Annotated in this window: 29 protein-coding genes and 3 tRNA genes; 22 read left to right on the plus strand and 10 right to left on the minus strand. The window is 73.2% G+C overall.

The window, feature by feature from the left end; genetic code table 11:
• The first annotated feature begins 48 nt into the window (after positions 1 to 48).
• Entirely contained in the window at positions 49 to 297 is a 249-nt protein-coding gene (locus tag G3T38_RS10755) for a DUF3618 domain-containing protein (protein WP_163772288.1), read from the plus strand.
• 38 nt (positions 298 to 335) lie between these two features.
• A complete protein-coding gene (locus tag G3T38_RS10760) occupies positions 336 to 635 on the plus strand; it encodes a GroES family chaperonin (RefSeq protein WP_163772358.1) in 300 nt (99 codons plus the stop codon).
• 22 nt (positions 636 to 657) lie between these two features.
• Here the strand turns inward: G3T38_RS10760 and G3T38_RS10765 are convergent, their stop codons facing one another.
• Positions 658 to 2,142 carry a tyrosine-protein kinase domain-containing protein gene (locus tag G3T38_RS10765; RefSeq protein ID WP_163772289.1) on the minus strand — a complete coding sequence of 495 codons (1,485 nt, stop codon included), beginning with the start codon at positions 2,140 to 2,142 and terminating at the stop codon, positions 658 to 660.
• A gap of 86 nt (positions 2,143 to 2,228) precedes the next feature.
• Here G3T38_RS10765 and G3T38_RS10770 point away from each other — a divergent pair, with 86 nt between their 5' ends.
• Positions 2,229 to 2,810, plus strand: coding sequence for an arsenate reductase/protein-tyrosine-phosphatase family protein (locus G3T38_RS10770; protein WP_163772290.1), 582 nt, complete (start codon positions 2,229 to 2,231; stop codon positions 2,808 to 2,810).
• Between the two features lie 20 nt (positions 2,811 to 2,830).
• Here G3T38_RS10770 and G3T38_RS10775 read toward each other — a convergent pair whose 3' ends face one another.
• Positions 2,831 to 3,106 (minus strand): PqqD family peptide modification chaperone, encoded by a 276-nt coding sequence (locus tag G3T38_RS10775; RefSeq protein WP_163772291.1) that lies wholly within the window; start codon positions 3,104 to 3,106, stop codon positions 2,831 to 2,833.
• Positions 3,107 to 3,120: 14 nt separating this feature from the next.
• On the opposite strand from G3T38_RS10775, the gene G3T38_RS10780 reads away from it, so the two are divergent.
• Genes G3T38_RS10780 through G3T38_RS10800 form a run of 5 tightly spaced genes read left to right on the plus strand, consistent with a single transcriptional unit; the run spans position 3,121 to position 6,689 of the window.
• On the plus strand, positions 3,121 to 3,966 hold the full coding sequence (locus G3T38_RS10780) for a hypothetical protein (protein WP_163772292.1): 846 nt from the start codon (positions 3,121 to 3,123) through the stop codon (positions 3,964 to 3,966).
• Positions 3,963 to 4,274 carry a hypothetical protein gene (locus tag G3T38_RS10785; protein WP_163772293.1) on the plus strand — a complete coding sequence of 104 codons (312 nt, stop codon included), beginning with the start codon at positions 3,963 to 3,965 and terminating at the stop codon, positions 4,272 to 4,274. The genes G3T38_RS10780 and G3T38_RS10785 overlap by 4 nt, the downstream gene beginning before the upstream one ends.
• A 22-nt stretch (positions 4,275 to 4,296) precedes the next feature.
• Positions 4,297 to 5,160 (plus strand): aldo/keto reductase, encoded by an 864-nt coding sequence (locus G3T38_RS10790; protein ID WP_163772294.1) that lies wholly within the window; start codon positions 4,297 to 4,299, stop codon positions 5,158 to 5,160.
• A gap of 18 nt (positions 5,161 to 5,178) precedes the next feature.
• Positions 5,179 to 6,219, plus strand: coding sequence for an LLM class flavin-dependent oxidoreductase (locus tag G3T38_RS10795; RefSeq protein ID WP_163772295.1), 1,041 nt, complete (start codon positions 5,179 to 5,181; stop codon positions 6,217 to 6,219).
• A complete protein-coding gene (locus G3T38_RS10800) occupies positions 6,216 to 6,689 on the plus strand; it encodes a YbaK/EbsC family protein (RefSeq protein WP_163772296.1) in 474 nt (157 codons plus the stop codon). Before G3T38_RS10795 ends, G3T38_RS10800 begins: the two co-directional genes overlap by 4 nt.
• A 149-nt stretch (positions 6,690 to 6,838) precedes the next feature.
• On the opposite strand, the gene G3T38_RS10805 is transcribed toward G3T38_RS10800, so the two are convergent.
• Positions 6,839 to 7,681 carry a DsbA family protein gene (locus G3T38_RS10805; RefSeq protein WP_163772297.1) on the minus strand — a complete coding sequence of 281 codons (843 nt, stop codon included), beginning with the start codon at positions 7,679 to 7,681 and terminating at the stop codon, positions 6,839 to 6,841.
• A 213-nt stretch (positions 7,682 to 7,894) separates the two neighbouring features.
• On the opposite strand from G3T38_RS10805, the gene orn reads away from it, so the two are divergent.
• Positions 7,895 to 8,548 (plus strand): oligoribonuclease, encoded by a 654-nt coding sequence (gene orn / locus G3T38_RS10810; RefSeq protein WP_163772298.1) that lies wholly within the window; start codon positions 7,895 to 7,897, stop codon positions 8,546 to 8,548.
• 55 nt (positions 8,549 to 8,603) lie between these two features.
• A tRNA-His gene (locus G3T38_RS10815) sits at positions 8,604 to 8,679 on the plus strand.
• A 76-nt stretch (positions 8,680 to 8,755) separates the two neighbouring features.
• On the opposite strand, the gene G3T38_RS22645 is transcribed toward G3T38_RS10815, so the two are convergent.
• The gene (locus tag G3T38_RS22645) at positions 8,756 to 10,828 is read right to left on the minus strand and encodes an ATP-binding protein (protein WP_163772299.1); all 2,073 of its coding nucleotides are present in this window, start codon (positions 10,826 to 10,828) and stop codon (positions 8,756 to 8,758) included.
• A 126-nt stretch (positions 10,829 to 10,954) separates the two neighbouring features.
• Here G3T38_RS22645 and G3T38_RS10825 point away from each other — a divergent pair, with 126 nt between their 5' ends.
• Positions 10,955 to 12,574 (plus strand): phytoene desaturase family protein, encoded by a 1,620-nt coding sequence (locus G3T38_RS10825; protein ID WP_163772300.1) that lies wholly within the window; start codon positions 10,955 to 10,957, stop codon positions 12,572 to 12,574.
• A gap of 54 nt (positions 12,575 to 12,628) precedes the next feature.
• A tRNA-Lys gene (locus G3T38_RS10830) sits at positions 12,629 to 12,701 on the plus strand.
• 47 nt (positions 12,702 to 12,748) lie between these two features.
• Here G3T38_RS10830 and G3T38_RS10835 read toward each other — a convergent pair.
• Positions 12,749 to 13,549, minus strand: coding sequence for an IclR family transcriptional regulator domain-containing protein (locus G3T38_RS10835; protein WP_163772301.1), 801 nt, complete (start codon positions 13,547 to 13,549; stop codon positions 12,749 to 12,751).
• Positions 13,550 to 13,678: 129 nt separating this feature from the next.
• On the opposite strand from G3T38_RS10835, the gene G3T38_RS10840 reads away from it, so the two are divergent.
• From G3T38_RS10840 to G3T38_RS10860, 5 genes are all read left to right on the plus strand, one after another.
• Positions 13,679 to 14,857 carry a CaiB/BaiF CoA transferase family protein gene (locus G3T38_RS10840; RefSeq protein WP_163772302.1) on the plus strand — a complete coding sequence of 393 codons (1,179 nt, stop codon included), beginning with the start codon at positions 13,679 to 13,681 and terminating at the stop codon, positions 14,855 to 14,857.
• A complete protein-coding gene (locus G3T38_RS10845) occupies positions 14,854 to 15,684 on the plus strand; it encodes a citryl-CoA lyase (RefSeq protein ID WP_163772303.1) in 831 nt (276 codons plus the stop codon). The genes G3T38_RS10840 and G3T38_RS10845 overlap by 4 nt, the downstream gene beginning before the upstream one ends.
• Positions 15,685 to 15,803: 119 nt before the next feature.
• The gene (locus G3T38_RS10850; protein WP_163772304.1) at positions 15,804 to 16,706 is read left to right on the plus strand and encodes a DODA-type extradiol aromatic ring-opening family dioxygenase; all 903 of its coding nucleotides are present in this window, start codon (positions 15,804 to 15,806) and stop codon (positions 16,704 to 16,706) included.
• Positions 16,703 to 17,065, plus strand: a complete 363-nt coding sequence (locus G3T38_RS10855; RefSeq protein ID WP_163772305.1) for a hypothetical protein — start codon at positions 16,703 to 16,705, stop codon at positions 17,063 to 17,065. Before G3T38_RS10850 ends, G3T38_RS10855 begins: the two co-directional genes overlap by 4 nt.
• 119 nt (positions 17,066 to 17,184) lie before the next feature.
• Positions 17,185 to 18,642, plus strand: coding sequence for an amidohydrolase family protein (locus G3T38_RS10860; protein ID WP_163772306.1), 1,458 nt, complete (start codon positions 17,185 to 17,187; stop codon positions 18,640 to 18,642).
• A gap of 303 nt (positions 18,643 to 18,945) precedes the next feature.
• Here the strand turns inward: G3T38_RS10860 and G3T38_RS10865 are convergent, their stop codons facing one another.
• From G3T38_RS10865 to G3T38_RS10885, 5 genes are all read right to left on the minus strand, one after another.
• The gene (locus tag G3T38_RS10865) at positions 18,946 to 20,418 is read right to left on the minus strand and encodes an HNH endonuclease signature motif containing protein (RefSeq protein WP_163772307.1); all 1,473 of its coding nucleotides are present in this window, start codon (positions 20,416 to 20,418) and stop codon (positions 18,946 to 18,948) included.
• 210 nt (positions 20,419 to 20,628) lie between these two features.
• Positions 20,629 to 21,048, minus strand: a complete 420-nt coding sequence (locus G3T38_RS10870; RefSeq protein ID WP_338037595.1) for a DoxX family protein — start codon at positions 21,046 to 21,048, stop codon at positions 20,629 to 20,631.
• Positions 21,045 to 21,458 (minus strand): hypothetical protein, encoded by a 414-nt coding sequence (locus G3T38_RS10875; protein WP_163772308.1) that lies wholly within the window; start codon positions 21,456 to 21,458, stop codon positions 21,045 to 21,047. The genes G3T38_RS10870 and G3T38_RS10875 overlap by 4 nt, the downstream gene beginning before the upstream one ends.
• 67 nt (positions 21,459 to 21,525) lie before the next feature.
• Complete coding sequence (locus tag G3T38_RS10880) at positions 21,526 to 22,191, minus strand: hypothetical protein (protein ID WP_163772309.1); 666 nt, start codon at positions 22,189 to 22,191, stop codon at positions 21,526 to 21,528.
• A 123-nt stretch (positions 22,192 to 22,314) separates the two neighbouring features.
• A tRNA-Arg gene (locus tag G3T38_RS10885) sits at positions 22,315 to 22,388 on the minus strand.
• A gap of 151 nt (positions 22,389 to 22,539) precedes the next feature.
• On the opposite strand from G3T38_RS10885, the gene G3T38_RS22650 reads away from it, so the two are divergent.
• The 5 genes from G3T38_RS22650 to G3T38_RS10910 are packed head-to-tail and all read left to right on the plus strand — an operon-like array spanning position 22,540 to position 26,633.
• Entirely contained in the window at positions 22,540 to 23,484 is a 945-nt protein-coding gene (locus G3T38_RS22650; RefSeq protein WP_163772310.1) for a septum formation family protein, read from the plus strand.
• Position 23,485: 1 nt separating this feature from the next.
• Entirely contained in the window at positions 23,486 to 24,217 is a 732-nt protein-coding gene (locus tag G3T38_RS22655; RefSeq protein ID WP_163772311.1) for a septum formation family protein, read from the plus strand.
• 40 nt (positions 24,218 to 24,257) lie between these two features.
• Complete coding sequence (locus G3T38_RS10900) at positions 24,258 to 25,784, plus strand: SDR family NAD(P)-dependent oxidoreductase (RefSeq protein ID WP_163772312.1); 1,527 nt, start codon at positions 24,258 to 24,260, stop codon at positions 25,782 to 25,784.
• 29 nt (positions 25,785 to 25,813) lie between these two features.
• Positions 25,814 to 26,131 carry a hypothetical protein gene (locus G3T38_RS10905; RefSeq protein WP_163772313.1) on the plus strand — a complete coding sequence of 106 codons (318 nt, stop codon included), beginning with the start codon at positions 25,814 to 25,816 and terminating at the stop codon, positions 26,129 to 26,131.
• A 52-nt stretch (positions 26,132 to 26,183) separates the two neighbouring features.
• On the plus strand, positions 26,184 to 26,633 hold the full coding sequence (locus G3T38_RS10910) for a hypothetical protein (RefSeq protein ID WP_163772314.1): 450 nt from the start codon (positions 26,184 to 26,186) through the stop codon (positions 26,631 to 26,633).
• Positions 26,634 to 26,636: the final 3 nt, after the last annotated feature.

Below are 26,636 nucleotides of genomic sequence, written 5' to 3' on the forward strand. Positions count from 1 at the left end.
GCCCGACCGCCGAAGTGTTGACCTGAGCCTGTCGAAAGTGGTGCGTACGTGAGCAACGACCTCAACTCCCTCGAGGGCGAGATCGAGCAGACGCGGGAGCGTCTCGCCTCGACCATCGACGAGCTGCTGCACCGCACGAACCCGAAGACGATCGCCCGCAAGGAGGCGAACGCCGTCAAGGGCTACTTCGTCGACGAGGCCAGCGGTGCGCCCCGCACCGACAACATCCTCAAGGTCGTCGGCGGGGTCGCGGGCGTGGTCGCGGTGGTCGTGGTCGTCCGCAAGCTCGTCAAGTGAGCTCCGCCGGCGGCGCCGGTGACGGCACGCCGATCCGCATGCTCCACGACCGGCTCCTCGTCGAGCTGGACCGTGAGGCGGGGGAGCGGCGCTCGTCGGGCGGCATCGTGATCCCGGCGACCGCCGCCATGGGGGCGAAGCGGCTGGCCTGGTCGCGCGTGGTCGGTGTCGGTCCCCAGGTGCGCTCGGTGGAGGTCGAGGACCGGGTGCTCTTCGACCCCGACGAGCGTGCCGAGGTCGAGGTGCACGGCGACACCTACGTGGTGCTGCGCGAGCGCGACGTGCACGCGGTGGCGGCGGGCCGGCTCGGCGACTCCGCCACCGGCCTCTACCTCTGAGGGTCCCGCGCCGACGCCGCCGTCAGCTGCGGCGCCACCACCGGCTCGCCCTGCCGTCGGGCCGGGACTCCCGTGCCTTCCGGCTGCGGACCTTCGCGCCGTCCTTGCCGCCGTCCGTGGCGGGCTCCTCGCGGTAGTAGCCGCCGTAGTAGTAGCCCCCGGCCGAGTTGCGCCGCGGCACGCGGTTGAAGACCACGCCCAGCACGCGGCCGCGCACCGCCGTGAGGTTGCCCAGCGACGTCTCGAGCTCGGTGTCGACGGTGCTGCCGTAGGACACCACGACGATCGCGCCGTCCGCGACGGTCGAGAGCACGGCGGCGTCGGTGACGGGCAGCAGGGGCGGGGCGTCGAGCACCACCAGCGCCGACTCCGCCATCTGCTTGAGCAGGTTGCGCATCGACTGCGAGCCGAGCATCTCGCTCGGGTTGGGGGGCACGCCGCCGGCGGCGAGCACCTGGAACCCGGGCACGTCGGGGTGGTCCTGGAGCACGTCGTCGAGCTCGGCGCGCCCGATGAGCACGTCCGTGAGGCCCGCGCCCTCGACGAGACCGAGGGTGGGCGCGACGACGGGACGACGCAGGTCGGCGTCGACGAGGATGACCGGCTGGCCCGACGTCGCGATGGCGGCGGCGAGGTTGGTGGACACCGTCGACTTGCCGTCCGACTGCCGGGAGCTGGTGACGACGATGATGCGCGGCGGGTTGTCGATGTCCATGTACGACAGGTTGGTGCGTAGCTTGCGGAAGGCCTCGCCCGCGATGAAGGCAGAGTTCTGCTCCGTCTCCGTCACCGCCAGGTCGGCCGCCTCCCCCCGGGCGTGCTCGAGCGCCTTGGTGGCCGGGATGGCGCCGATGACGGCCACGCCGAACTTCTTCTCGATCTCCTGCGCCGTGCGGAGGCGACGGTCGAGCTGGGAGCGGACCGCGGCGTACGCGACGCCGAGGAGGAGGCCCAGGACGAGGCCGATGCCGCCGTCGCGGGCCGGCACCGGGGAGACGGGGGTGCTGGGCAGAGCAGCGCCCTCGACCGGACGCACGACGAGACCGGTGCTCGCGGCGACGCCGTCCGGGTTCTGGATCTCGTCGATCTCGTCGGCCAGCGCCTGCACCCACGCGTCCGCGAGGTCCCGGGCCGCCTGCGGCTCACCGGCCTGGGCCGTGATGCGGATGAGGGAGGTGTCGACGGGCTGCTCGACCGAGATGCGGCCGATGAGCGCCTGCGGCGACACGTCCAGCCCGAGGGTCGTGATGGCCCGCTCCGCGACCGGGCGGCTGGTGGCCACCTCGACGAACGACTTCGCCTGCGACTTCGCCAGCGAGTCGGCCACCGACTGCCCCGCGATCGAGGGATCGGGGTTGGCGGAGGTGACGAGCCCGGTCGCGTTCGCGGCGTACACCGCCGGCTGGCTCAGCGAGTAGGCCAGGGCCAGGACGAGGCACGCGACGACGATGACCCCGGCGCCGAGCCAGTGGTTGCGCAGCGCACGCAGGTAGTCGCTGAGGGACATGGGGTCCTTCCATCGGGAGGGTCTCGCACCTCACGGAACCGGGACTTCGGCTTCGTGACCCCACCGTCTCGTGGGAGCCTGGGCCCGTGAGGATCCTCATCGTATGCGTCGGCAACGTGTGTCGTTCGCCTCTTGGTGAACGTCTGCTCCGACTCGCGCTGGCCGACGAGGTCGCCGCCGGTCTCGTGGAGGTGACGAGCGCCGGCACGGGAGCGCTGGAGGGTCGGGCCATGGAGCCGGACGCCGCCGCCGAGCTCGAGCGCCTCGGCGGGTCGGCCGAGGGGTTCGTCGCCCGCTCGGTCACGGACGCGATGCTGGTGGGGTCCGACCTCGTGCTGACGGCGACCACGGAGGTGCGCAAGCAGGTCGTGGGCATCACCCCCGCGGTGCTGCACCGCACCTTCACGCTCAAGGAGCTCGCACTCGTCGTCGAGCAGGAGGCGCAGCACGTGCAGGTGCTGCCCGACGTGCGGCGTGCGATGCGCGCCCTCTCGGCCCGCCGCGGCGCGGTCGCGCGGAACGACCTCGACGTGCCGGACCCGATGGGACGGGACGCGGCGCGCCACCGCGAGGCGGCCGACCAGATCGCCGCGGCCGTCGACGTCCTCGCTCCGCTCGTGGCGGTGCTCGTCGAGGAGCAGCTCGCCGCCCAGGCAGGGGAGGCGTGAGGGCTGCGACCCGGCGCGCCTCAGGTCAGCAGCACCAGCCCGCGCTCGGCCAGCTCGCCGAGGAAGGGCAGCACGTCGCCGCGCACCTGGGCGGCGGCCGCGCCGTACTCGGTGGCCAGGAGGAGCACCAGTGCGCCGAGCGTCATCGGCCGCTCGAGGCTCTCCCACACCGACACGCCGACGGGGTTGAGCTCGAGGTACTCGCCGCGCTCGTCGAGCAGCACCATCGTGTCCCCGGTGCTGGTGCCGAGGGCCGACGGGTTGCGGGTGAGCGTGGTCGTGTCGTCGATGCGCACGGGGTGATGGTGCCATGACCGCGGAGCCCGGCGAGGGCACGCTCGTCCCCGTGCACGGCCTGGGTGCGGTCGTGACGCTGCGGCTCCGCGGCACGGAGCGGGCCGCGCTGGTCGACACGGTCCGTGCGGCCTGGGAGCGGTGCCTCGTGCCGGCGCCCGCACCCGGCGGCGCCGGTGACGTCGTCGACGCCGGCACGCTCGACGTCGTGCTCGACGCGCCCGACGCCGATCCCGCCGACCGGCACGCGGCCGTCGCGGCGGGTGCGGTGGCCGGCACGTCGCTCGCCGACGTGATGCACCAGCTGTCGCCGGCGGTCACCCTCCGCCTCATCGAGAGCCGCGCGGGGGCGCTCATGATGCTCCACGCCTGCGCCCTCGCCCACCCGGCGACGGGTCGCACGGCGGTGCTCGTGGCACCGTCGGGCACGGGCAAGACGACGCTCGCCCGCACCCTCGGCACGACGTTCGGCTACCTGACCGACGAGACCGCCGGCATCGACGCGCGCGGCCGGTTGCTGCCCTACCCCAAGCCGCTCTCCGTGATCCCGGTGCCCGGGGAGCCGATCAAGGACCAGCTCGCGCCCGCAGCCTGCGGGCTCGCGCCGGCGCCGGACGGTCCCCGGCTCGCTGCGGTCGTCCTGCTCGAGCGCGACGCGGCGGGTCCCGACGAGCCGGAGGTCGTGCCCGAGCCCACGGTCACCGCGCTGGCGACCCTGGCGGGCCAGACGTCGTACCTCACCCGCATCGAACGGCCCCTCCACGCCCTGGCCGCGACGATCGAGCAGGGCGGCGGGCTGCGGCGCGTGCGCTACCGCGAGTCCGCCAGCCTCGCCCCCCTCCTCGAGGAGTGGCTGTCGTGAGCGGGCTGCGGGTGCGGCGGGCGCCGGTGGCGGACTGGTACGTCGAGGGCGAGGACTCCGCCGTGATGGTGGGCGCCACCGTCGTCGTGCTGTCGGCGCTCGCCACGGCGGTGCTCGAGATCCTCGACGCCGAGCGGACCGCCGAGGACGGCTGGGTCGCCGCCACCGTCGTCACCGCCGGCCTGGTGGAGCGCTTCGGGGAGCCCGAGGGGCTCGACGTGCACGCCACGACCGCCGGCGTCCTGGCCGACCTCGCCGAGCAGCGGGTGGTGGAGACGGAGCAGCGGCCGGGACCGGCCGCGGGTTGACCCCGGTGGGACGCTGGAGGTCATGAGCGACCACGTCTCCGCAGCAGCGTCCGGCCACTTCCGCATCGGGGGCGAGCTCCCCGTCGTCCGCCTGGGCTACGGCGCCATGCAGATCACCGGCGAGGGGGTCTGGGGCTGGCCCGACGACCGGGAGGGCGCGATCGCCGTGCTCCGCCGGGCCGTCGAGCTGGGCGTGACCTTCATCGACACCGCCGACTCCTACGGCCCGACCGTCTCCGAGGAGCTCATCGCCGAGGCTCTGCGGCCCTACGCCGACGACCTCGTCATCGCCACCAAGGCCGGCCTGGTGCGCACCGGCCCGGCGCAGTGGGTGCCGGTCGGCCACCCGGCGTACCTGCGCCAGCAGGCGGAGCTCAGCCTCCGCCGCCTCGGCGTCGAGGCCATCGACCTGTTCCAGCTCCACCGCGTGGACCCGGCCTTCCCGCTCGAGGACCAGGTGGGCGAGCTGAAGAAGCTGCAGGAGGAGGGCAAGGTGCGCCACATCGGGCTCTCCGAGGTCTCCCTCGGTCAGCTGCAGGAGGCCCGCGAGGTCGCCGAGATCGCGACGGTGCAGAACCTCTTCAACCTGGTGAAGCGCGACGCGGAGCCGCTGCTCGACTACTGCGACGCGGAGGGCATCGGGTTCATCCCGTGGTTCCCGCTCGCGACCGGCGAGCTCGCCGGGGCCGACGGCCCGCTGGCGCAGTCCTCCCGCGACCACGGGGCCGAGCCGTCGCAGCTGGCCCTCGCCTGGCTGCTGCGCCGCTCGCCCGTCGTGCTGCCGATCCCCGGCACGAAGACCGTGGCGCACCTCGAGACGAACGTCGCGGCAGCGGCCATCGAGCTGAGCGACGAGGAGTACGCGGCCCTCGACGCCGTGCGCTGAGCCGGGGTCGACCCTGCGATGACACGACCGCTGCGCCGTCTCGGCTTCCTCACCATCGGGCTGTTCGACCCCGACGAGCCCCGCGCCGGCCACGAGGCGACGCTCCGCATCATCGAGCTCGGCGAACGGCTCGGGTTCGACAGTGCCTACGTGCGCCACCGGCACCTGCAGCACGGCATCTCCTCGCCGCTCACGTTCCTGGCTGCCGCCAGCCAGCGCACCCGCCGCATCGACCTCGGTACGGCGGTCATCCCCCTGGGCTGGGAGAACCCGCTGCGCCTGGCCGAGGACCTGGCCACCGTCGACGTCCTGTCCGGCGGGCGGCTCCAGCCCGGCGTCAGCGTCGGTCCGCCGATGCAGTGGGAGCACGTGCGCGGCGCGCTCTACCCCGACACCGCCGACGTGGAGGACTTCTCCTACGCACGGGTCGAGCGCCTGCTGCGGCACCTCCGCGGCGAGCCGGCGAGCACGTTCAGCGGCCAGCAGGGGATCGAGGTGTTCTCCGAGCGCGTGCAGCCGCACGCGCCCGGTCTCGCCGACCGGGTCTGGTACGGCGCCGGCTCGGTCCGGTCCGCCACGTGGGCGGGGCGGCAGGGCCTGGGGCTGCTGAGCAGCAACGTCGTGAAGCACGAGGGCGACCCGGGGGAGCCCGTCGACTTCGCGCGGGCGCAGCGCGCCCAGATGGATGCGTTCCTGGCCGCCCACCCCGACCCCGGCGCGGCGCGGCTGTCGCAGGGGCTGGTGGTCGTGCCGACCGACAGCGCGTCCGCCGACCAGCGGCGGCGCTACGAGCAGTACGCCGCGGAGCGACTGCCCCGCACCGCGGAGCCCCAGGGGCCGGCCCGGATGCTCTTCGCCCCCGACCTCGTCGGGCCCTCCGAGCAGCTCGCCGAGCAGCTCCGGGCGCACGCGGGCTTCCAGGCCGTCGACGAGGTCGTCGTCGCGCTGCCCTTCACCTTCGACCACGAGGACTACGTGCAGATCCTCACCGACATCGCGGAACGCCTGGCGCCCGCGCTGGGGTGGACGGGCCCGGCGGACGACGGGGACCCCGCGTGAGCGAGGAGCGAGCGGTCGCGGCCGCGCGAGCCCTCGGCGTACCCGTCACGGTGACGCGGCACGGTCCGGTCGCATCGCTGGAGGAGGCGGCCGCGGCCCGCGGCGTCGCGCCGGACCGCCTCGTCAAGACGCTGGTGGTGCGGCGCGGGGACGACGACCACCTCCTGGTGCTGGTGCCGGGGGACCGCACGATCAGCTGGCCGCGGCTGCGCGCCCTGCTCGGCGTCTCGCGGCTCTCCATGCCGTCGGCCGCCGACGCGCAGCGCGCCACCGGCTACGCCCGGGGCACCATCACGCCGTTCGGAGCCGCACCCGGACCGCACGGCCCCTGGCCCGTCGTCGCCGACAGCCGGGTCACCGGCACGATCTCCATCGGCGGTGGCGACCACGGCGTCGGGCTGACGGTGGAGGCGGAGGCCCTGCTCGCGGCGTACGACGCGGTCGTCGCCGACGTCACGGACCCCGCCTGACGTCGGCGCCTTCTCCTGTCCGCCCTCCGTGTAACGCGGTGTCCGGGCTACTGGAGCAGTGGTCGACCGCTTCTCCAGTAGCCATAACACCGCGTTACACGGGGAGGGGGCGGTGCGAGGCCACCACCAACCCCGCCCCGAAGGGACGGTCAGGAGACCTGGGCCAGGATGTTCTGGGTGATCTCGTCGATGCTCGCGCCACCCACCTGCTGGCCGTCGACGAGCACGGTCGGGGTGCCCTGCACGCCGTTGTCGGCGGCGGCGGTGCCGGCCTCCTCGACCCAGTCCTCGAACGCGAGGTCCTCGATGCCGGGGCGCACGGCGTCCTCGTCGGCCCCGGCGACGACGGCCTGGTCGACGAGCCAGTCATCGTCGGGGAACGGGCCGCTCTCGGAGGGCTGCTGGTCGTAGAGGAGGTCGTGGAACGTCTTCGCGGCGTCCGGCCCGGCGGCGTCCATGACGACCGCCATCGCGTTGGCCGAGCGCAGGGAGTAGTCGCTGATGCGGCCGAGGAGGTCGAAGACGCGGTACTCGACGACGATGTCGCCGGAGTCGACGAGCTGGGTCAGCTGGTCGCTGCTCGCCGCCTCGAGGGCGCCGCAGAACGGGCAGAGGAAGTCCTCGTAGATCACCACGCGGTGCTCGGCGCCCGGGTCGCCGAACGCGAACCCGTAGTCGGAGGTGACCTCGCCCGTCAGGTTGACGCTGTCGCCGCTGCCGGGGGCCGTCGCCGACCCCGCGTCGTCGGAGGGAGCGTCGGAGGGGTCGGTGCTGCGTCCCACGCCGGGAGCGTCGGCCTCCGCGCCGCCGTCGTCGTCACCGCCGGTGAACACGAGCACACCGATGATGACCACGGCCACGGCGACGACGACCCCGCCGACGATCAGCCACTCGCGGAGGCGCTCCTTGCGCTGCGCCTCGCGCTGGGCACGGGCCGCGACCTCCGCCCGGCTCTGCTTCGGTCCGTCGGGCCTGCCGGGCGCCTGGGCCATGCGTCCACGCCTCACTTCGTCGGGGAGCTCGGGATCGTTGCTGGCTCCTGAGGCTAGGCAGGGTTCCTTAATCCATCCTGAGCCGGTGCCGGGCGCGGGCCGTCCCGCGCCGGGCACGTGCGGGGGCGCGGGCAGGGGCGCGGGCGGGGGCGCGGGCGGGGGCGCGGGCGGGGGCGCGGGCGGGGGCGCGGGCGGGGCGTAGGCTGCGACGTCGTGACGGACCGACTGGTGTGGATCGACTGCGAGATGACGGGCCTCGACCTGGGTGCGGACGCGCTCATCGAGGTGGCCGCGCTCGTCACCGACTTCGAGCTGAACGTGCTGGGCGACGGGGTGGACCTCATCATCAAGCCCGAGCCGGAGGCGCTGGCGCAGATGGGCGACTTCGTGCGCGACATGCACGAGAAGTCGGGCCTGCTCGCGCAGCTCGACACCGGCATGACCCTCGCCGAGGCAGAGGCCGAGGTGCTCGCCTACGTGAAGAACCACTGCCCGGACGGCAGCCGCCCGCCGCTCGCCGGCAACACGGTGGCCACGGACCGCTCCTTCCTCGCGCGGGACATGACGGAGCTCGAGGGCTTCCTCCACTACCGCATCGTCGACGTCTCCTCCATCAAGGAGCTGTCGCGCCGCTGGTTCCCGCGGGCCTACTACCAGGCGCCGAAGAAGCGCGGCAACCACCGCGCGCTCGCCGACATCCAGGAGAGCATCGAGGAGCTGCGCTACTACCGCGAGGCCGTCTTCGTCCCGTCCCCCGGTCCGAGCTCGGCGCAGGCCGGCGAGATCGCCCGCCGCCACGGCGGCGCACTGACCGGTATCGGGGACCCGGAGACCGGATCTGACCCGGGTGGTCAGAGCACCCCCTGAGACCCGGTACACTTCTGCCCGGCCCGTCGCGATGAGAGTCGCGCACGCGGTCGTGGTGGGTATAGCTCAGCTGGTAGAGCGCCGCCTTGTGGTGGCGGATGTCGCGGGTTCGAGTCCCGTTACTCACCCCATGGAACGCGCGAGGCCCTCGGGCCTCGCGCGTTCGTCATTTCCGAGGGTCCCTGCAGGTCGGGCTCCGTCCCGGCGCTACCGCGCGCCGACGCCCAGCCGGGGGAGCACGACGAGGAACGTCGAGCCGATCGAGGGCTCCGACGTGGCGCCGATGACGCCACCGTGCTGCTCGATGATCGCGTGCGCGATGGAGAGCCCGAGGCCGGTGCCCTGGATCGCCTCGCGCTTCGCGATCGACGAGCGGAAGAACTGGGTGAACAGCTGGTCCTGCTCCTCCAGGGGGATGCCGAGGCCGGTGTCGCTGACCTCGAGCACCGCCTCCTCCGCCTCGAGCTTGACGGAGACGTCCACCTGTCCGCCGTCGGGGGTGAACTTGAGGGCGTTCGTCAGCAGGTTGAGCACGACGCGCTCGAGCATCCCCGCGTCGCCTTCGACGAGGGCCTTGCTCTCACCCAGCGTCACGCGCACGTCGAGCGCGCGCGTCTCGAGCTGGGGGGCCACGACGTCGTACGCCGAGCGCACGACGTCCCGCAGGTCGAGCGGCTCGCTGGCGAGGTCGAGCTGCCCGGCGTTGACGCGCGAGAGCACGAGGAGGTCCTCCACGAGCGAGCGGAGGCGCTCGCCGTTGTTGATGATGCGGTCGAGGGTCTGCGCCACCAGCGGCGGGAGGTCCCCGAGGTCGCCGTCGGCGAGCATCGTGGCGTAGCCGAGCACGCTCGTGAGCGGGGTCCGCAGCTCGTGGCTGACGGTCGAGACGAGGGCGTCCTTCATGCGGTCGGCCTGCTCGAGGCGCTCGACGGCCTCGCGCTCGCTGAGCAGGGCCGCCAGGAGCGCGTCCTGGCGCTGCACCCGCGCGGTGACGTCCTCGGACGTGCAGACGTAGCCGACGACCTCGCCGCGCTGGTCGTGCATGCGCGTGATGGTGAGCGAGTGGGTGCGCATCTCCCCGGACCTGCGGCGCATGCGCCAGTCGCGCGGCTCGCTCGAGCGCTTCGTGAGGGCGCGGGCGATCCGGTGGAACTCGGGCGCGGTGCCGACGGCCTCCGCCTGCGCGTGCAGCTCCGACCTCGGGACGAACGAGGCCGGGGTCTGCCCCAGCATCTCGCGTGCGTCGTACCCCAGCAGCAGCTCGGCGCCCACGTTGAACAGCGTGATGCGCCCGTCGCGGTCGGTGCCGATGATGGCGGTCCGCGTGGCCGAGTCCATGATCCGGCCCACGAGCTCGCGCTCGCGGTGCGCCTCCGCGGAGCGCTCGCGGAACAGCTGCGCCACGAGGGTGTACGGCACCACGAGGAGCACCGCGCTCACGAGGAACAGGTGCAGCACCGTGCTGTCGTGCACCGCCGTGCCCTCGCGCAGGGAGACGCTGTAGGGGCCGACCCCCAGGGAGGCGAAGGTCAGGACCGCGACGGAGACCACGAACAGCTGCGCGATCATGTCCGTCAGCGTCAGGCGGAGCGCGCCCCACGCCAGGAGCGGCACGAGCGTGAACGCCCACGCGACCTCGTCCTGCAGCGTGAAGACCGCGCTGGTCGCCAGGAGCACCGCGATCCACTGGGCCCAGCGTTCCGGGTCGGTCACCCGGAGGGTGGCCCGGTCGAGGCGCAGGAACGGGAGCACCAGCAGCAGCTGGGAGAACGCGGTGGCGAGCACGACCAGCATCGACCGGCTGGGCCCGGGTTGCACGCCGGCGGCGGCGACGAAGCCGGCGAGCGCGAGCACGCCCAGCAGCGGCCCGAGGGTGCCGGCGACGAGCCAGCGGGCCAGGTCGCCCTGGCTCCGCAGCCACGGCCGTCCACGCCCCCGCCAACGCAGCACGACCGATCCCACGAGCGCCTGTGCCGCCACGCTGACCCCGAAGCCGACAGCGGTGAGGGGGCGGACCTCGGACAACGACATCGTCCACCAGCCGACGAGGCCGCCGAGCACGATCGGCACCGGCGCCCAGCGGCGGGGCGCCACGATGACCGCGACCGTCACCAGGCCGACCGGCCACTGGGTGAACGCCACCACCCAGGACTCGCCCCAGTAGGTCGCGGTGAACCCGAGCCCGAGCACCACGAGGAGCAGCGACGCCGGGAGGCGGAGGCCCGTGAACGGGTCGCCCGTCCCGGGACGGGCGGTGCCCGTCTCGCTGGTGCTGCTCACGCGTCCTCCCTGCCGGGCCGGCATCGCCGGCCCCTCGTTGCCGCACATTCTCACCCCAACGGCGGGGCTTGGCAGGGGAACGCCGCTCTGTCCGGTCCTGGAGGGCCGCGCCCTAGGGTGGCCGACATGGACGAGAGCACGGAGACCCGGTCGCCCCGGCTCGGGCGGCGTGAGTACGACGTCGTCGTGGTGGGTGGCGGTCACAACGGCCTGGTGGCCGCGGCCTACCTCGCCCGCCGCGGCCTGTCGGTCGCGGTGCTGGAGCGTCTCGGACGCACCGGCGGCGCCGCCGTGTCCGCCGAGGCGTTCCCCGGTGTGCCGGTGCGGCTCTCCCGCTACTCCTACCTCGTGAGCCTCCTGCCGGAGCAGGTCGTCAGCGACCTCGGGCTCGACCTGCGTCTCGTGTCGCGCTCGACCGCGTCGTACTCGCCCTACCGACGCGACGGCGTCGACGGCGGGCTCCTGGTCGAGCGGCCCGAGGGTCCGGCCACGCGTCAGTCGTTCGCGGCGCTGACGGGCTCGGACGACGCGTACGAGGCCTGGACGGCGTTCTACGGCGAGGTGGAGGAGCTGGCACGGGTCGTCGCGCCGACCTTGACGCAGCCCCTGCCCCGGGTGGACGACCTGGCCGCGCGGGTCCCCGCGACGATCTGGCGGGACGTCGTGGAGCGCCCGCTGGGGGAGGCCGTGGAGCGGCGGTTCGCGGACGACCTCGTGCGGGGCGTCGTCGCCACGGACGGGCTCATCGGCACGTTCGCCTCGCTCCACAGCCCGTCGCTGGTGCAGAACCGCTGCTTCCTCTACCACCTCGTCGGCAACGGCACGGGGGAGTGGCGCGTGCCGGTCGGCGGCATGGGGGCGGTCACCGACGCGCTGCTCTCCTCCGCCGTGGGCGCGGGAGCCGAGGTGCTGACGCACGCCGACGTACGCCGCGTGCACGCCGCCTCCGCCGGCGCGGGGGCCGGAGGGTCGGGGGCCGAGGTCACGTTCGTCGACGCCGAGGGGACGCACACGGTCGGTGCGCGCTTCGTGCTGTCGGGCGTCGCGCCGTGGACGCTGGCCGGGCTCGTCGGCGACCCGCTCGACGGCGTGGTGAAGCCCCAGGGGTCGCAGCTGAAGATCAACCTCCTCCTCGACCGCCTGCCGCGCCTGCGCTCGGGCGTGGACCCCGCGGTGGCGTTCGCGGGCACGCTGCACCTGGCCGAGGGCGCGGCCGAGCTCGAGGTGGCCCACGCCGACGCGGTCGCCGGCCGGGTGCCGACGCGGATGCCGGGCGAGGTCTACTGCCACTCCCTCACGGACCCGTCGATCCTGGGCCCGCTGGCCGGCACCGGGGCGCACACGCTCACCTACTTCGGGCTCCACACGCCGGCGGGGCTCTTCGCCGGTGACCCCGGGTTCGCGAAGGTCGCCGTCGAGCGGGCCATCGCCTCCCTCGACGAGGTGCTCCTCGACCCGATCGCCTCCGTCGTCGCCCGGGACGCGGACGGCAAGCCGTGCATCGAGGCGAAGACCCCGCTCGACGTCGAGGCCGACCTCCAGATGCCCGGCGGCCACATCTTCCACGGCGACCTCGAGTGGCCCTGGGCGCCCGCGCGCGCCGCGCTCGACGCACCGGCGGCGGCGTGGGGGGTCGAGACGGCGCACGACGGCGTGCTCCTGTGCGGCTCCGGCGCGCGCCGCGGCGGAGCGGTCTCCGGGCTCGGCGGACACAACGCCGCCCAGGCGGTCCTGGCCTCGATCTGAGCCTCGATTTTTCTGGGGCGTCACTCGCTGCTAATGTTGCACCCGCTTCACCGCGCGCCATTAGCTCAATTGGCAGAGCAGCTGACTCTTAATCAGCGGGTTCGGGGTTCGAGTCCCTGATGGCGTACCGATCGAGAAGGCCCCGCACCACTGGTGCGGGGCCTTCTGCGTCTCTCAGGTCGTCTGCACCGAGGGGATGGCTGCCCGGCGCGCGATGTCGTCGCTGATGGCCGCGGCCGTGGCGAGCAGGTGGGGGAGGTGCTCCTCGACGAGGGTCTCGACCGTCGTCTCGGCAGCGTGCACGGTGACGTTGAGCGCCGCCAGGGTGCGGCCGTCGGCGCCGCGGATGGCCGTGGCCACGGAGCGCACGCCCGCGGCGAGCGCCTGGTCGGTGAGGCACCACCCCCGCTCACGGATCTCGGCGAGCTCGCGGTGCAGGTCCGCGGGACCGGGCGTGCGCTGCACGGTGACCCCGGAACGGCTGGGCTCGGCGAGCACCTCGTCCACCTGCTGGGGGTCCAGGTCGGCCAGCATGACCTTGCCGAGCGACGTGGACGTGGCCGGGAAGCGGGTGCCGATGGTCACGGCGAGCGCGATGATCTTGGGGACGGCCACGCGCGCGACGTACACGATGTCGGAGCCGTCCAGCTGGCCGACCGAGGACGACTCGCCCGTCAGGCGGACGAGGTCCTCCATGTGGGGGCGGGCGAGCTCCCAGAGCCCGGTCGAGTGGACGTAGGCCATGCCGAGCTCGACCACGCGCGGGGTGAGCGTGTAGCCGCTCTCCCCGGCGCGCACGTAGCCCAGCTCCTCGAGGGTCAGCAGGATCCGGCGCGCGGTGGGGCGGGCCAGCCCGGTGCGGGCGGCGACCTCCGACATGGACAGGGTGGGGCGCGCCGCGTCGAAGGCCTTGATCACGTCGAGCCCGCGGGCGAGCGCCTCGATGAAGTCCGGACCGGTGCCACGGGGACTCATCTCGCTCCTTCGGTCGGTCGCATCGCGGGTCACTGTACGGCCCTTGACAGCGCGCATGACGACGACCACAGTGACGGGCATGCATTGGCGGACAAGTGACCGCCAGGCGGACACGAAGGGTTCTGGTTCATGACCACGCGCACTGACGGGCCGCTCAGCGGGCTGCTCGTCGCCGACTTCTCGCGGATCCTCGCGGGTCCCTACGCCACGATGCTGCTGGCGGACCTCGGGGCCGAGGTGATCAAGGTCGAGGGCCCGGCCGGCGACGACACCCGCACCTGGGTGCCGCCGGTGCGGGACGACGTCTCGACCTACTACCTGAGCGTCAACCGCAACAAGAAGTCCATCGCCCTCGACCTCAAGGACCCCGCCGACGTGGAGGTCGCCCGCGACCTCGCCCGCCGTGCCGACGTGCTCGTCGAGAACTTCCGCCCGGGTGGCCTCGCCAAGTACGGCCTCGACTACGCCAGCGTCAGCGCGGAGAACGCAGGACTCGTCTACGCCTCCATCAGCGGCTTCGGCTCGGGCGGCGGCGCGCACCTGCCGGGGTACGACCTCATGGTCCAGGCCATGTCGGGCCTCATGAGCCTCACGGGCGACCCCGAGGGGCAGCCGTACCGGGCCGGCATCTCCGTCTTCGACGTGATGACCGGGATGCACGCACTCGTCGGGGTGCTCGCGGCGCTCAACGAGCGCCAGACCTCGGGACGTGGCCAGCACGTGGAGGTCAACCTCATGTCCTCCGCCCTCTCGGGGCTGGTCAACCAGACCGGGGCGTTCGTGGCGGGCGGTGCCGTGCCGTTCCGGATGGGCAACGCCCACCCGTCGCTCTTCCCCTACGAGCCGCTCCCCGCGGCTGACGGCGACATCATCATCATCGCCGGCAACGACCGGCAGTTCGCGGCGCTCGCCACCGTGCTGGGGGCGCCCGAGCTCGTCGAGGACCCACGCTTCGCGCACAACGAGGACCGCACCGCGCACCGCGAGGAGCTGCGTCCGCTCCTCGTCGAGCTGCTGGCGAAGCGCACGAAGGCCGAGTGGTTCGAGGCCCTGTCGGCCGCCGGCGTCGCCTCCGGACCGATCAACACCGTGGACGAGGGCGTCGCGTTCGCCACCGGGCTCGGCCTGGAGCCGGTCGTCGAGGTCGGGGAGGGCGCCGACGCCGTGCCGCTCGTGCGGAACCCCATCACGTTCTCGCGGTCGGGCGTCCGCTACGACCTGCCGCCGCCCACCGTCGGACAGCAGGGCGCCGAGGTGCGGGCGTGGCTGTCCGAGCAGGCCCCCGTCGGGACGGAGGGGGACCGATGAGCGACGACCTCCGCTTCCCGACCTCGCTCGGGATGTCCACCACCTCGAGCATCACCCTGCTGGGGGAGGACCTCGCCACCGACCTGATGGGCTCGGTGAGCCTCACCGAGCTCGTCTACCGCATGGTCACGCTGCGCACCCCCACGCCGGGACAGGTGCGGATGCTCGACGCCTGCCTCCTCGCGCTCGCCGACCACGGGTTCACGCCGACCGCCATCGCGGCGCGGCTCACCTTCCTCAGTGCCCCCGACTCGGTCCAGGGCGCCATGGCGGCCGGCCTGCTCGGCGGCGGCTCCCGCTTCCTGGGCGTCACGGAGGACGCGGGCCAGTTCCTGCACGGCGTCATCGAGGGCCTCGACGACCTGCCCACGGACACTGCGGGCTGGGACGACGTCGCCCGTGAGGTCGTGCGCGCGGCCCGGGCGGAGCGCCGCACGATCCCCGGCCTCGGCCACCCGGTGCACAAGGAGCTCGATCCCCGCACCCCGGCGCTCGTGCGCATCGCGACCGAGGAACAGGTGTACGGCGCGCACCTGGCCCTCTTCGAGGCCATCGGCCGGGTGCACCCCGAGCTCATCGGCCGCCGCCTGGTGCTCAACGGAGCCGGGGTCGTCGGCGCCGCCCTCGCGGACCTCGGCCTGCCGATGCAGCTCCTCCGAGGGTTCGCGCTCCTCGCCCGCGCCGCGGGCCTGCTGGGCCAGCTCGCCGAGGAGCTGCGCATGCCCGTCGGCATGGACACCTACCTCGCGGTCGAGCACAACGCCGTCTTCGTGCCGCCCGCGGAGGCGCTGGCGCGGCAGGAGGAGGCCGGAGGCAGCACCGGGTGAGCGCCTGCCGGCGGGGGAGCGCCCGCCGGGCCACCCGCCGTACCGCCCGTCCTGCCTGACCAGCCGACCCCACCCGAACGCGTCTCGATCCGCCTGCCGTCCGAACCGGAGGACCCCCGATGGCCGACCTCGTCGCGGTGCTCGCCACCACGCACCACCCGTTCTACTACCGCACCAGCCAGCTGCCCCCCGAGGAGCGGCCTCCGTTCGCGGAGGAGTGGATCTCCAAGATCGCCACCTACCGGGAGACCCTCACGCGGGCACGGCCCGACGTGCTCGTGATGGTCGGCTCCGACCACTTCCACCAGCTCTGGCTCGACAACATGCCGCAGTTCCTCGTCGGCAAGGCGCCGTTCTACGACGCGAACTGGGAGAACGAGATCCGGGAGTTCGGCATGCCGAAGCTCCTGCTGAAGGGCGACGAGGAGCTCTCGGCGTACATGCTCCGCGAGGGGCTCGATCGCGGCTTCGACCTGGCGTTCTCCAACGAGCTGCGCATCGACCACTCCGTGACCTGCCCGATCCTGACGGTGCGCCCCGAGGCGGACCTGCCGATCGTGCCGATCTACACCAACATCTTCGCCCCGCCGCTGCCGAAGCCCGAGCGCTTCGTGCAGCTCGGGCGCACGATCCGCGAGATCATCGACGCCTGGCCGAGCCACCTGCGCGTGGCGGTCATCGGCTCGGGCCACCTGTCGCTCGAGCTCGGCGGGCCGCGCCAGTTCGGTCCGACGGGACCCGACCCGGAGTTCGACCACCGCGCCGTCGAGTGGATCAGCAACGGCGACATCGACGGCTGCCTGCGCGAGGTGACGCTCGACAGCCTCCACGCCCCCGGCAACGCCACCCACGGGTTCATGGACTTCATGTTGATGATGGGCGTCGCGGGCCACGAGAAGGCCGATCACGCCGACCACCTGAGCCTCTTCCACACGATGGAGGCCTACTTCACCTGGTACCCGAACCCCCACCTGGTCGACCCGCCGCTCGGCGGTGTCCCCACGATCGGAGCGACGGCGTGAGCAAGTACCTCGTCAACAAGTTCCTCTACACGGTCGACCGCGACCACGACCTCACGGAGCGCTACCGGACCGACCCTGCCGGCACGGTCGCCTGGTGGGAAGTCGAGATGGCCGGCACGCTGCTCAACGCGATCGACGCCGAGCGCACGACCTGGCTGTCGTTCACCGACGCGGAGCGGGAGGCGCTCGTGGGGCACGACCACGTGGCGCTCTTCGAGATGGGCGCGCACCCGTTCCTCACCCTCACGCTCTGGATCGCGATGTTCGAGCGCGACCACCCGGAGCCGCTCGCCATGCAGCTCGACTACGCCGCGCGCCTCGCGCACGTCACGCAGCCGTACCCCGACATCACGACCTGAGCCCGGTCGTCCGGTCGTCCGGTCCGGCCGGCCGGTCGGTCGGTCCGGTCCGGCCGGTCGGTCGGTCCGGTCGGTCGGCCACCGCCACCCGTCCCACGCTCCGCCAGAGAGGCACCCCCATGACCCAGTCCGCAGCCACCTCCGCCGTCGCGTCAGCGCCGGCGGTCGTGTTCCGCAACGCGCTCGTGCTCACGATGGACACCGGGCGTCGCGTGCTCGAGGGCACCGACGTCCTCGTCGTCGGCACGACCATCGAGGCCATCGGCCCGGACCTCGCGGTCCCCGAGGGCACCGCCGAGATCGACGCCGCCGGCGGCATCCTCATGCCCGGGATGGTCGACACCCACCGGCACATGTGGCAGACCGCGATGCGCGGGTACGGCGCGGACTGGACCCTCACGCAGTACTTCGTGTGGAACTACCTCGAGCACGGCATCAAGTTCCGGCCCCAGGACATCTTCGCCGGCAACCTGCTGAGCGGTGTGGAGGCGCTCGACGCCGGCGTCACCACGACGGTCGACTGGTCGCACGGGCTCTCCACCGTCGACCACGCGGACGCAGCGGTCGACGCCCTGGAGGCGGTGCCGGGGCGCTTCGTCCTCGCCTACGGCAACATCCACGCCGCGCCGTGGGAGTGGACGCAGTCGGCCGACTTCCGCAGCTTCGTGGAGCGCCGCATGCCGCGCACCGACATGCTCGGCTTCCAGCTCGCGTTCGACGTGACCGGCGACCCGGCCTTCCCCGAGAAGGCGGCCTTCGAGGCGGCACGCGACCTCGGCGCCGCGGTGACGACCCACGCCGGCGTCTGGGGCGCGACCAACGACGACGGCATCCGCCTCATGCACGAGCACGGCTTCATGACGCCCGAGACGGTCTACGTCCACGCGGCCACGCTGTCCGACGACTCCTACCAGCGGATCGCGGCGACCGGAGGCACAGCCTCGGTCTCGGCCGAGAGCGAGGCCAGCTGCGGTCAGGGCTACCCGTCGAGCTGGAACCTCCGACGGCACGGCATCGACGTCTCGCTCTCCGTCGACACCAGCGTCTGGTGGAGCGCCGACGCGTTCGCCGCCATGCGGTCCACGCTGTCGTCCGACCGCACGCGCGAGCACCACGAGGCCCACGCCCGCGGGGAGACGGTGACCCACGTCGGGCTCCGCGCACGGGAGGTCGTCGAGTGGGCGACCATCGGCGGCGCCAAGGCCCTCGGGCTCGACCACGTCGTCGGCAGCATCGAGGTCGGCAAGCGCGCCGACCTCGTCCTCGTCAAGAACGACCGCTCGCCGGCGATGTTCCCCCTGCTCAACCCCTACGGCCACGTCGTCTTCCAGGCGCAGCGCGGCGACGTGCACACCGTGCTCGTCGACGGCCGGGTCGTGAAGCACGAGCACGAGCTCGTCGGGATCGACCTCGGCGCCGCGCGCGAGGCCGTCGGTGCGACGGTCGAGCACCTGCGCGCCACGCTCGGCGAGGAGGAGTGGATCGCGGGGATGAACCCCGACGTGCCGGAGTCGAAGATCCTCGACAACCCGTACACCTACACCGACTACGCCGACGCCTCGACGCACGGCCAGTGACGGGCGCCGGCGGATCGGGCCGGTCGGGCCGGTCGGGCCGGTCGGGCCGGTCGGGCCGGTCGGGCCTGGCTGGGCCCGTCGGGCACATGCCCCTCGTCGGACGTCATGCGAGGCGGTGCGCTCGGCGACCGGAGCGCATGACGTCCCCGAGCCCGGTCGCCGGACGTCATGCGAAGCGGCGGCCCGGGCGATCGTCGCGCATGACGTCTTCGGGCCTGACCATCTGGCTGGGTGCGTCGGGGCATGCTGCGCCGCCCGGCCACGGGCGTGGGCGGGCGGCGGGTGGCGCTGGGTCGGTCTTCGTCAGGTGTTGTCGGGCTCGCGACCTGGACCCGGTGGCGGCCACGGTCGGGTGCCGTCGCGGTCGACGAGGTAGCGCAGGCCCAGCGGGCTGGTCCAGATGACGGCGTTGGGCAGCTCTCCGGCGCTGGGGTCGGTGGGCCGGTAGGTCCACCGTTTCCCTGTTGCCATCTCGCGGTGGGTCTTCATGCGGTGGTGGCGTCGGCAGAGCGGGAACAGGTTCCGGGTGGAGGTCTGGCCGGGTGGGCCTTGCGGGTCGTAGGGGTGGCAGTGGTCGAGGTCGGCGGTGCGTGAGCTGCGGGTGCAGTAGGGGAAGACGCACCTGGGCCAGCGGGCTCTGACGTGGTCGGCGATCCGGTCGGGCGGGTTGTAGCCGTTCACGGCCTCGTGCTTGGTGAGGTCGATGATCGGCTTGACCGTCACTCGGGTGTCGGGCAATCCGCACCAGGACTGGACCTGCTCGACCGTCACGGCCCCGCGGGGCGCGCCTGGGGTGTCAAGGCGGGCGAGGTCGATGCCCGTCATGCCGGTGCAGGCATCGATCCCGGGACCGATCCCGTTGAGGGTGCCGGTGATCGCCGCCTGGTCGAGGTGCACGAACAGCACCACCTCGCGCCGCGCCCGGTGCACCGGTCGCGGCTCGGTCTCGGTCGTCGCTTCACCCGCGTCGTACTCCAACGTCGTCACCCCGTCGCAGCGCCGTGCGATCTCACCGAGGGCCATCGAGCGGCGGATGTCGAGGTTCGGGTCGCAGCCGAGCTCGCCCAACTGCCGGGCGACGTGCGCGATGCTCCGCTCCAGGTCGAGCGCATCAGCCAGATCCAGGGAGCCGTGGACGTTCACCGTGCCGCGCAGCGTCCCGGTCAACGGGTCCGCATAACCGACCTCGCCCAGGTCGATCGCCAGGTACCGATCCCCGTCAGCCGCATGCCGTTCGGCCTCGGTGGTCTCGGGGTCGAACCGCGTCGCGGCCTCCGCCACCAGCCGGTCGACCTCGGGACCGGTGGCCTTGCCCGCGACGTACGCAATGTGCCGGTCGACGAACCCCGCCGCGTCGAACGTCAACGTCCGCGTGGCTTGGGCGATCCGCCGGCCCCGCCACACGTCGACCTCACCCGCAGCCACCCGCGCATGCACCCGCGGCAGCCGCCAGCGCAGCTCCACCGCATCGCCCACCAGCCGACGGGCCGCATCGAACGAACATCCCCGGGCGGCCGCGACCTCGCCGATGCAGAACTCCGCCACCACCGGCGCCCCCGGTCCACCCAGCTCGAGGAACTGATCCCCAGCCAGAGCCTCGGCGTCCCACTCGCCCAGCGTCGTGATCGGATCACCCACCACCTCGTCCGCGGTGTGCGCCGCAGCCCAGTCACCCACCGCGACGAACGCATCAGCCTCCGCCACACGCGCAGCAGCCGTGCGCTCGCGGACCGCGTTGATCAACGCGGTCGCTGTGGTGTGGGTCCCCCGATCCATGCCCCCGACCCTAGTCGAACAGACATACGATCACCACCTCTGAATGGTGACCTGTGGACGACCAACCCGAGGCCGGCACCGAGTTGTCACGTACACAGCGACGTGTCCTCACTCGCGCCACGGCGTACATGACAACTCGACACCCCCCGACCCGCGCCATACGACCAAACGCGACGCGCCTGCCGCGCCATACGACCAACCTCGACGCACTCACCGCGGCGTACGTGACAGCTCGGCGCCACGCGGGTCGAACCACCCGCACGCCCACAACGCCGCGACCACGAGCACCGGCTGGAAGAACAGTCGCGTCAGCCGGGCGCCGTCGGTGTCGAGGCCGAACGCGGACGTGCCCTCGACGTACTGGGCCACGTTGCCCGGGAACACCGCCACGAAGAACACCGCCACCACGAGGCCGACGAGGCGGCGCTGACGGGCCGGTGTCAGCAGCAGGGCCAGTCCGAGCGCGATCTCGACGACGCCGGAGACGACCACCACGAGGTCCGCGTCGGCGGGGAACCACGACGGCACCTGGGCCTGGAACTCCGCGCGGAGCGACGTCAGGTGCAGCACGCCGGCGGCGACGAGGAAGACGCCGAGCACCACGCGCAGCGCGTGGCGGGCCAGCGTCACGGGTGCTGCTCGTGGCCGGGGTGGCCGTGCGTGCGCCGGTCCTCCTTCATCTCCGCCTCGAAGAGGTGGCGACGGCCCTCGACGAGCTCGTCGCGCGCCTCCTTCTCGATGCGGCGGAAGGTGGCGTAGTAGCCGTCGTCGTACTCCTCCACGATCTGGAACGACCAACGTCCGTGGAGCAGGTTGCGGCCGACGACCTCCCGCTCGACCCGGTCCGCCAGCTCGCCGTGGCCGGCCTCCCGCAGCTCGTCGACGGCTTGGCCGACGGTCAGGTCGGCGGTGCCGGAGAGCCGGTGGAAGGTGTAGAGGTGACCGCGCGCCACCTCCACCGCCTCGAGGGCCTCGGACAGCTTGCCGAGTGCGCTGACGGTGGCGTCCGAGACGCCGTCGGGCCGCTGGTGGTCGTCCATGGCTCGATCGTGCCCGGACAGCACAAGACGCCCCCGCCCGGACGGGCGAGGGCGTCTCGAGGAGGGGTCAGGACCAGGTGACCTGCGTGTCGTCCCACAGGCTGTAGTCGTCGCCCTCGGCGAACGCGACCTGCGTGACGGCCTGGTCGGAGACGAAGGTGTCGCAGGTCTCGAACGTCGCGCCGTCCCAGTCGGAGTCGGGGCTCTCCTCGTCGCAGCCACCGACGCCGCTGCCGAAGTTGATGAGCTGCGAGGCGCCGTTGCCGTCCGCGGTGAGGCCGTCGAGGCTGATGACCATGCCGCCGAGGCCCTCGGGGTTCTCGACCCCGGTCACCTCGTAGGTCACGTGGTACGGCGTCATCCCGTCCGCGCCGTCGACGTCGGCCACGTCCGCCGGGTCGCCCTCGCGGATCTCGACGACGGTGATCTCGATGACGCCGTCGTTGCCGGCGTAGTCGAACGGCACGGTGGCGGTGTCACCGAGGGCCAGGTCGGAGCCCGGCTCCGTCAGCTCGCCGTCGAACGCCGCCGGGGTGTCGCTCTCGTCGTCGGCGTCGTCCGTCTCGGTGTCGTCGGACTCGTCGTCGCTGGTCTCGTCCTCGGAGGGCGACGGGGTCGACTCGCTGGTCTCGTCCTCGGTCGAGTCGTCCGCGTCGTCGCTCCCGCAGGCGCTGAGGGCGGCGGTGAGGACGGTCGCGACCGCGACGGCGGCCAGCTTGCGGCGGTGACGCATGGGGGTGCTCCACTTCTGTCGGGGAGGCACCGCCTCCCCGCGGCGCCGGGGAGTCTTTACCTTCGTCCGAGCCAAACGAAACGGAGCGGTGCGGTGTGACCTGTGTCGCACGGAGCTGGAGGGTGCCCCCGGCAGGATTCGAACCTGCGACCGGCGGATTAGAAGGCCGCTGCTCTATCCAGCTGAGCTACGGAGGCGTGGCGACCCGCGGCACGGCCGCGGTCTCCGGGGAGATTGTAGGGGTCGTCTGCTCCGATCGGCTGTGCCGTCGGCCAGCGACTGGGAGGATGCTCGCCGAGAACAGCAGCAGCGTCCGCACCGCCGGGCGTCGACGAGGGAGCAGTGCACGTGTCCGACCAACCGCCCACCCCCTACCCCGGGGAGCCGGGCCCGTACGCCGCACCCCACCCCCCGTCGTACCCGGTGGGATCGCTCGCTCCCCAGCACCTGGCCCCGCCGCCCCCGTCGCTCCCGACGGACGGCCCGTCGCCGCACGCCCCCGCCGGGGACGGGAGCCGCCTGGCCTCCGCCGCGCTCGCCCTCGCGTGCCTGCCGCTCGGCGTCACCAACGCGCTCGGCGTCGTGCTCGGCGCCGTCGGCATGGCCGCCGGACCGCGGGTGCGGCCGCGCTGGGGCATGTCCGTCGCCGCCGTCGTCGTCGGCACGCTCTGGATGGCGGCCGGGACCGGCATCGGCGTCGCCGTGTGGGCAGGGGACCGCGACGGGTCCGCCGACCCCGACACGGCTGCCCGGGTCGCGGAGCTGGGCGACGAGATCGACGACCTGCGGGGGGACCTCTTCGCGGCGATGGGCCCCGGCGGCGCCTACTCCGACACCGAGGTGCTCTCCGAGCTGGACGACGAGGACGAGCGGGCGGCGGTCGAGCTCCTCGCCGAGGACGTGCCCGTCGCCGACCTCGCGACGGGCGCCTGCGTGCTCGACCCCGCCCTGAACCAGGTGCTGTGGACGGGGGAGCACCTCCCGACGGTGCTCGCCACCGTCGACTGCGCGGACGTCCACGACGCCGAGATGGTGGGGTCGATCACCGTCCCGGACCGCATCGCCGAGGACGGCTGGGACAGCGACCCGTTCCTCGACTTCGCGTGGGACGCGTGCGACGACGCGTTCTACGACTACGCCGGCGACGCGGGCTACTGGGACGCGGAGGAGACCTACGCGGCCTTCGTCCCCCCGTCGGAGGAAGCGTGGGACGCGGGCGAGCGCGCCATCGCCTGCTTCGCGTCCAGCGAGGGCCTCACGTCCGGCTCCCTGCGCGCGGTCGAGGCCGGCTGACGTGGGCGACCACGACGTCCCGCCCGGGCCGCCGCCCGAGCAGTTCCTGCGGCCGGGGCCCGCTCCCTACCCGCAGGTCGAGCCCAGCGCCACCCCGCCGCCACACGTCGCGCCCCCGGCGTCGCCGTACCCCGTGCCCGCGCCGTACCCCGTGCCCTGGGGCGGGCCGGTGCCGCCCCGCCGCACCTCGGGCACGGGCCTCGCCGTCGTGGTCGGCATCGCCGTGGCCGCTGCCGCGCTCGGTGTGGGCCTCATGCTCGTCGACGACGCCCTCAGCAGCCCGAACGCCGGCACCACGATGGAGGACGTCGACGCGAGCGACCCCTGGTTCGTCGACGAGCTCGACTCCACGGCGGTGTGGGTCGAGGACCTGGCCGTGGGGGACTGCTTCTTCGACGGCCCGTACGAGGGGGACGGCGACATCGGGAGCAGCTGGGAGGTCGACGTGGTGGACTGCGCCGACCGCCACCCGCTGGAGGTCGTGGGCGAGTTCGAGCTGACGGGTGATCGTCTCCCGCGCCAGAACGAGTCGTTCTTCCTCGACCTCGAGGATCGGTGCTGGTCGGCCTTCGACGACAACGTGGCCCCCGACGCCGCGCCTGCGGACCTGTGGATCACCTTCTACTGGCCCTCCCGGCAGTCCTGGGACGAGGGCGACCGGCTCGTGACCTGCGTGGCCGCGACCGACCGGCTGAGGCGGGGGTCGCTCGTGGGCGGGTCGAGGCCGACCTGACGTTTCCGCGGTACGCCGCGGGTCCGCCTACCATCGACCGGTGATCGACCCCGCTGGACCCGCCTCCACCCCCGGTCCCACCCCGGACGGCATCGACCCCGCCGACCTCGCCACGACGCTCCGCGTGCTGCAGGAGGTCTCGGCGCTGCACCCGGACCACCCGGACGTGACGACGGTGAAGCGCGCCGCGTCGTACATGTACAAGCTCATCAAGAAGACCCGCCGCGCCGAGATCCGCATGGAGCGGCAGTCGCACGACCAGGAGATCATCGAGCGCACCGCGACGGGCTCGCGCATGCGGATCGACGACGAGACCGCGGGGATCCCGCTCGTGTCGACCGCGCCGGGCGCCTTCGCGGGCGAGCTCATCACGGCGCGCGGCTGCTACATCTGCAAGCAGGACTTCACGCTCGTGGACGCCTTCTACCACTGGCTCTGCCCCTCGTGCGCCGCGAAGTCCCACGCCAAGCGCGAGCAGCGGACCGACCTGACGGGCAAGCGCGCGCTGCTGACCGGCGGGCGGGCGAAGATCGGCATGTACATCGCCCTCCGGCTCCTCCGCGACGGCGCCGACCTGACGATCACGACGCGGTTCCCGCGGGACGCCGTACGGCGCTTCGCGGCCCTCGAGGACTCCGACGACTGGCTGCACCGCCTCAAGGTCGTCGGGATCGACCTCCGCGATCCCACCCAGGTGCTCGCGCTGGCCGACGACGTCGCGGCGGGCGGCCCGCTCGACATCATCGTCAACAACGCGTGCCAGACGGTGCGGCGCTCGCCGGGCGCGTACTCCCAGCTGGTCGAGATGGAGTCGGCACCGCTCCCGACCGACCGCGTGCTGCCCGAGATGGTCACCTTCGACCGGGTCTCCGAGGCCCACCCCGCCGCGATCGCCGGGGCGCTCGCCGACGTCGCTGTCGCCCACCACGAGGGCGAGTCGGCGGAGCACGCCCAGGCGATGCACAACGCCGCGTCGCTGACCGCGCTCGCGCTCAAGGCCGGCAACGCCTCGCTCGAGGCGCACCTGGCTGGCACGGCCGTCGACGCCGGCGGTCTGCTGCCCGACCTGCAGTCCACCAACTCCTGGACCCAGGTGGTCGACGAGGTCGACCCCCTGGAGCTCCTCGAGGTGCAGTTCTGCAACTCGATCGCGCCGTTCCTCCTCATCAGCCGGCTGCGTCCCGCGATGCGGGAGGCCGTACGACGCGGGGCCCGCCGCGCCTACGTCGTGAACGTCTCGGCGATGGAGGGCCAGTTCTCCCGGCGCTACAAGGGTCCGGGGCACCCGCACACCAACATGGCCAAGGCGGCGCTCAACATGCTCACGCGCACGAGCGCGGGGGAGATGTTCGAGACCGACCGGATCCTCATGACGGCCGTCGACACGGGCTGGATCACCGACGAGCGCCCCCACCAGGAGAAGCTGCGCATCGCCGCCGAGGGCTGGCACGCGCCGCTCGACCTCGTCGACGGTGCCGCCCGTGTCTACGACCCGATCGTGCGGGGCGAGGCCGGCGAGGACCTGTTCGGTTGCTTCGTGAAGGACTACGAGCCCAGCCCCTGGTGACGTCCGGCACGTCGCGTCGTTGACGGGGCATGGACACCATCGCCCTCCACGTCCTCCTCGTCGAGCAGGTGGCCCGCGCCGTCGACGAGCTCGTGCGTCCCGCCGCGACGACGCGGTCCCGGTGGGTGGACCTGTGCGTGGAGGGCGCGATGGCCTGCGACGTCGTGACCGACGACGGCCGCGTCGCCGACCACCCCGACGTCGCCCGCCGGTCGCGCTGGGCCACGTCCGTGCTGTGCGACCTCGCCGAGCCCGGGATCGACGACTCGACGCGCCACCGCCTCGGTCTGGCCTCCGAGGTCGGCGTGGCGCGCTTCTGCGCGTCGGTGCGCCGCCGCGCCGCCTGAGCCGGCGCCCCCGGTCGGGGTGGGGACGCTGCGGGCGGGGTAGGACCGCGCCGTGCGTCGCGACCCGAAGGCCTCCGCCGTCCCGCCCGTCGTCCCCTACGCCCGTGGGACCAGCGGCCCGGTGCGGGTGCTCCACCTCGAGACGCGGCGGGGCATGCTCGCAGCGGCCTCCACGGTCGTCACGGTCGACGGCGCGGCGTACCCGCTGCCCTGGGGCCGTTCGGCCTTCGAGCTGCCCGCGGACCGTCCGGTCGCGCTGCAGGTCAGCCAGGCCTGGCGCAACGGGACCGTCGGGGTCGCCTCGATCGTGCTGCCGCCCGGGCCGGACCTCGCGCTGGAGTACCGCGGACCGAGCCACCTCGCCATGGCGGGCGAGCTGGGGCTGCCCGGCACGGTGCGGTCGCGCGGCACGGCACTGCAGGCCACGCTCCTCGGCTGCGTCGGCCTGCTGCTGCTGGGTCTCCTGGCCCTCGTGCTCCTGGTCGTGCTCACGGCGTCGTGAGCA

It is taken from the genome of Nocardioides zeae (assembly GCF_010686755.1).
GTDB lineage: Bacteria > Actinomycetota > Actinomycetes > Propionibacteriales > Nocardioidaceae > Nocardioides > Nocardioides zeae.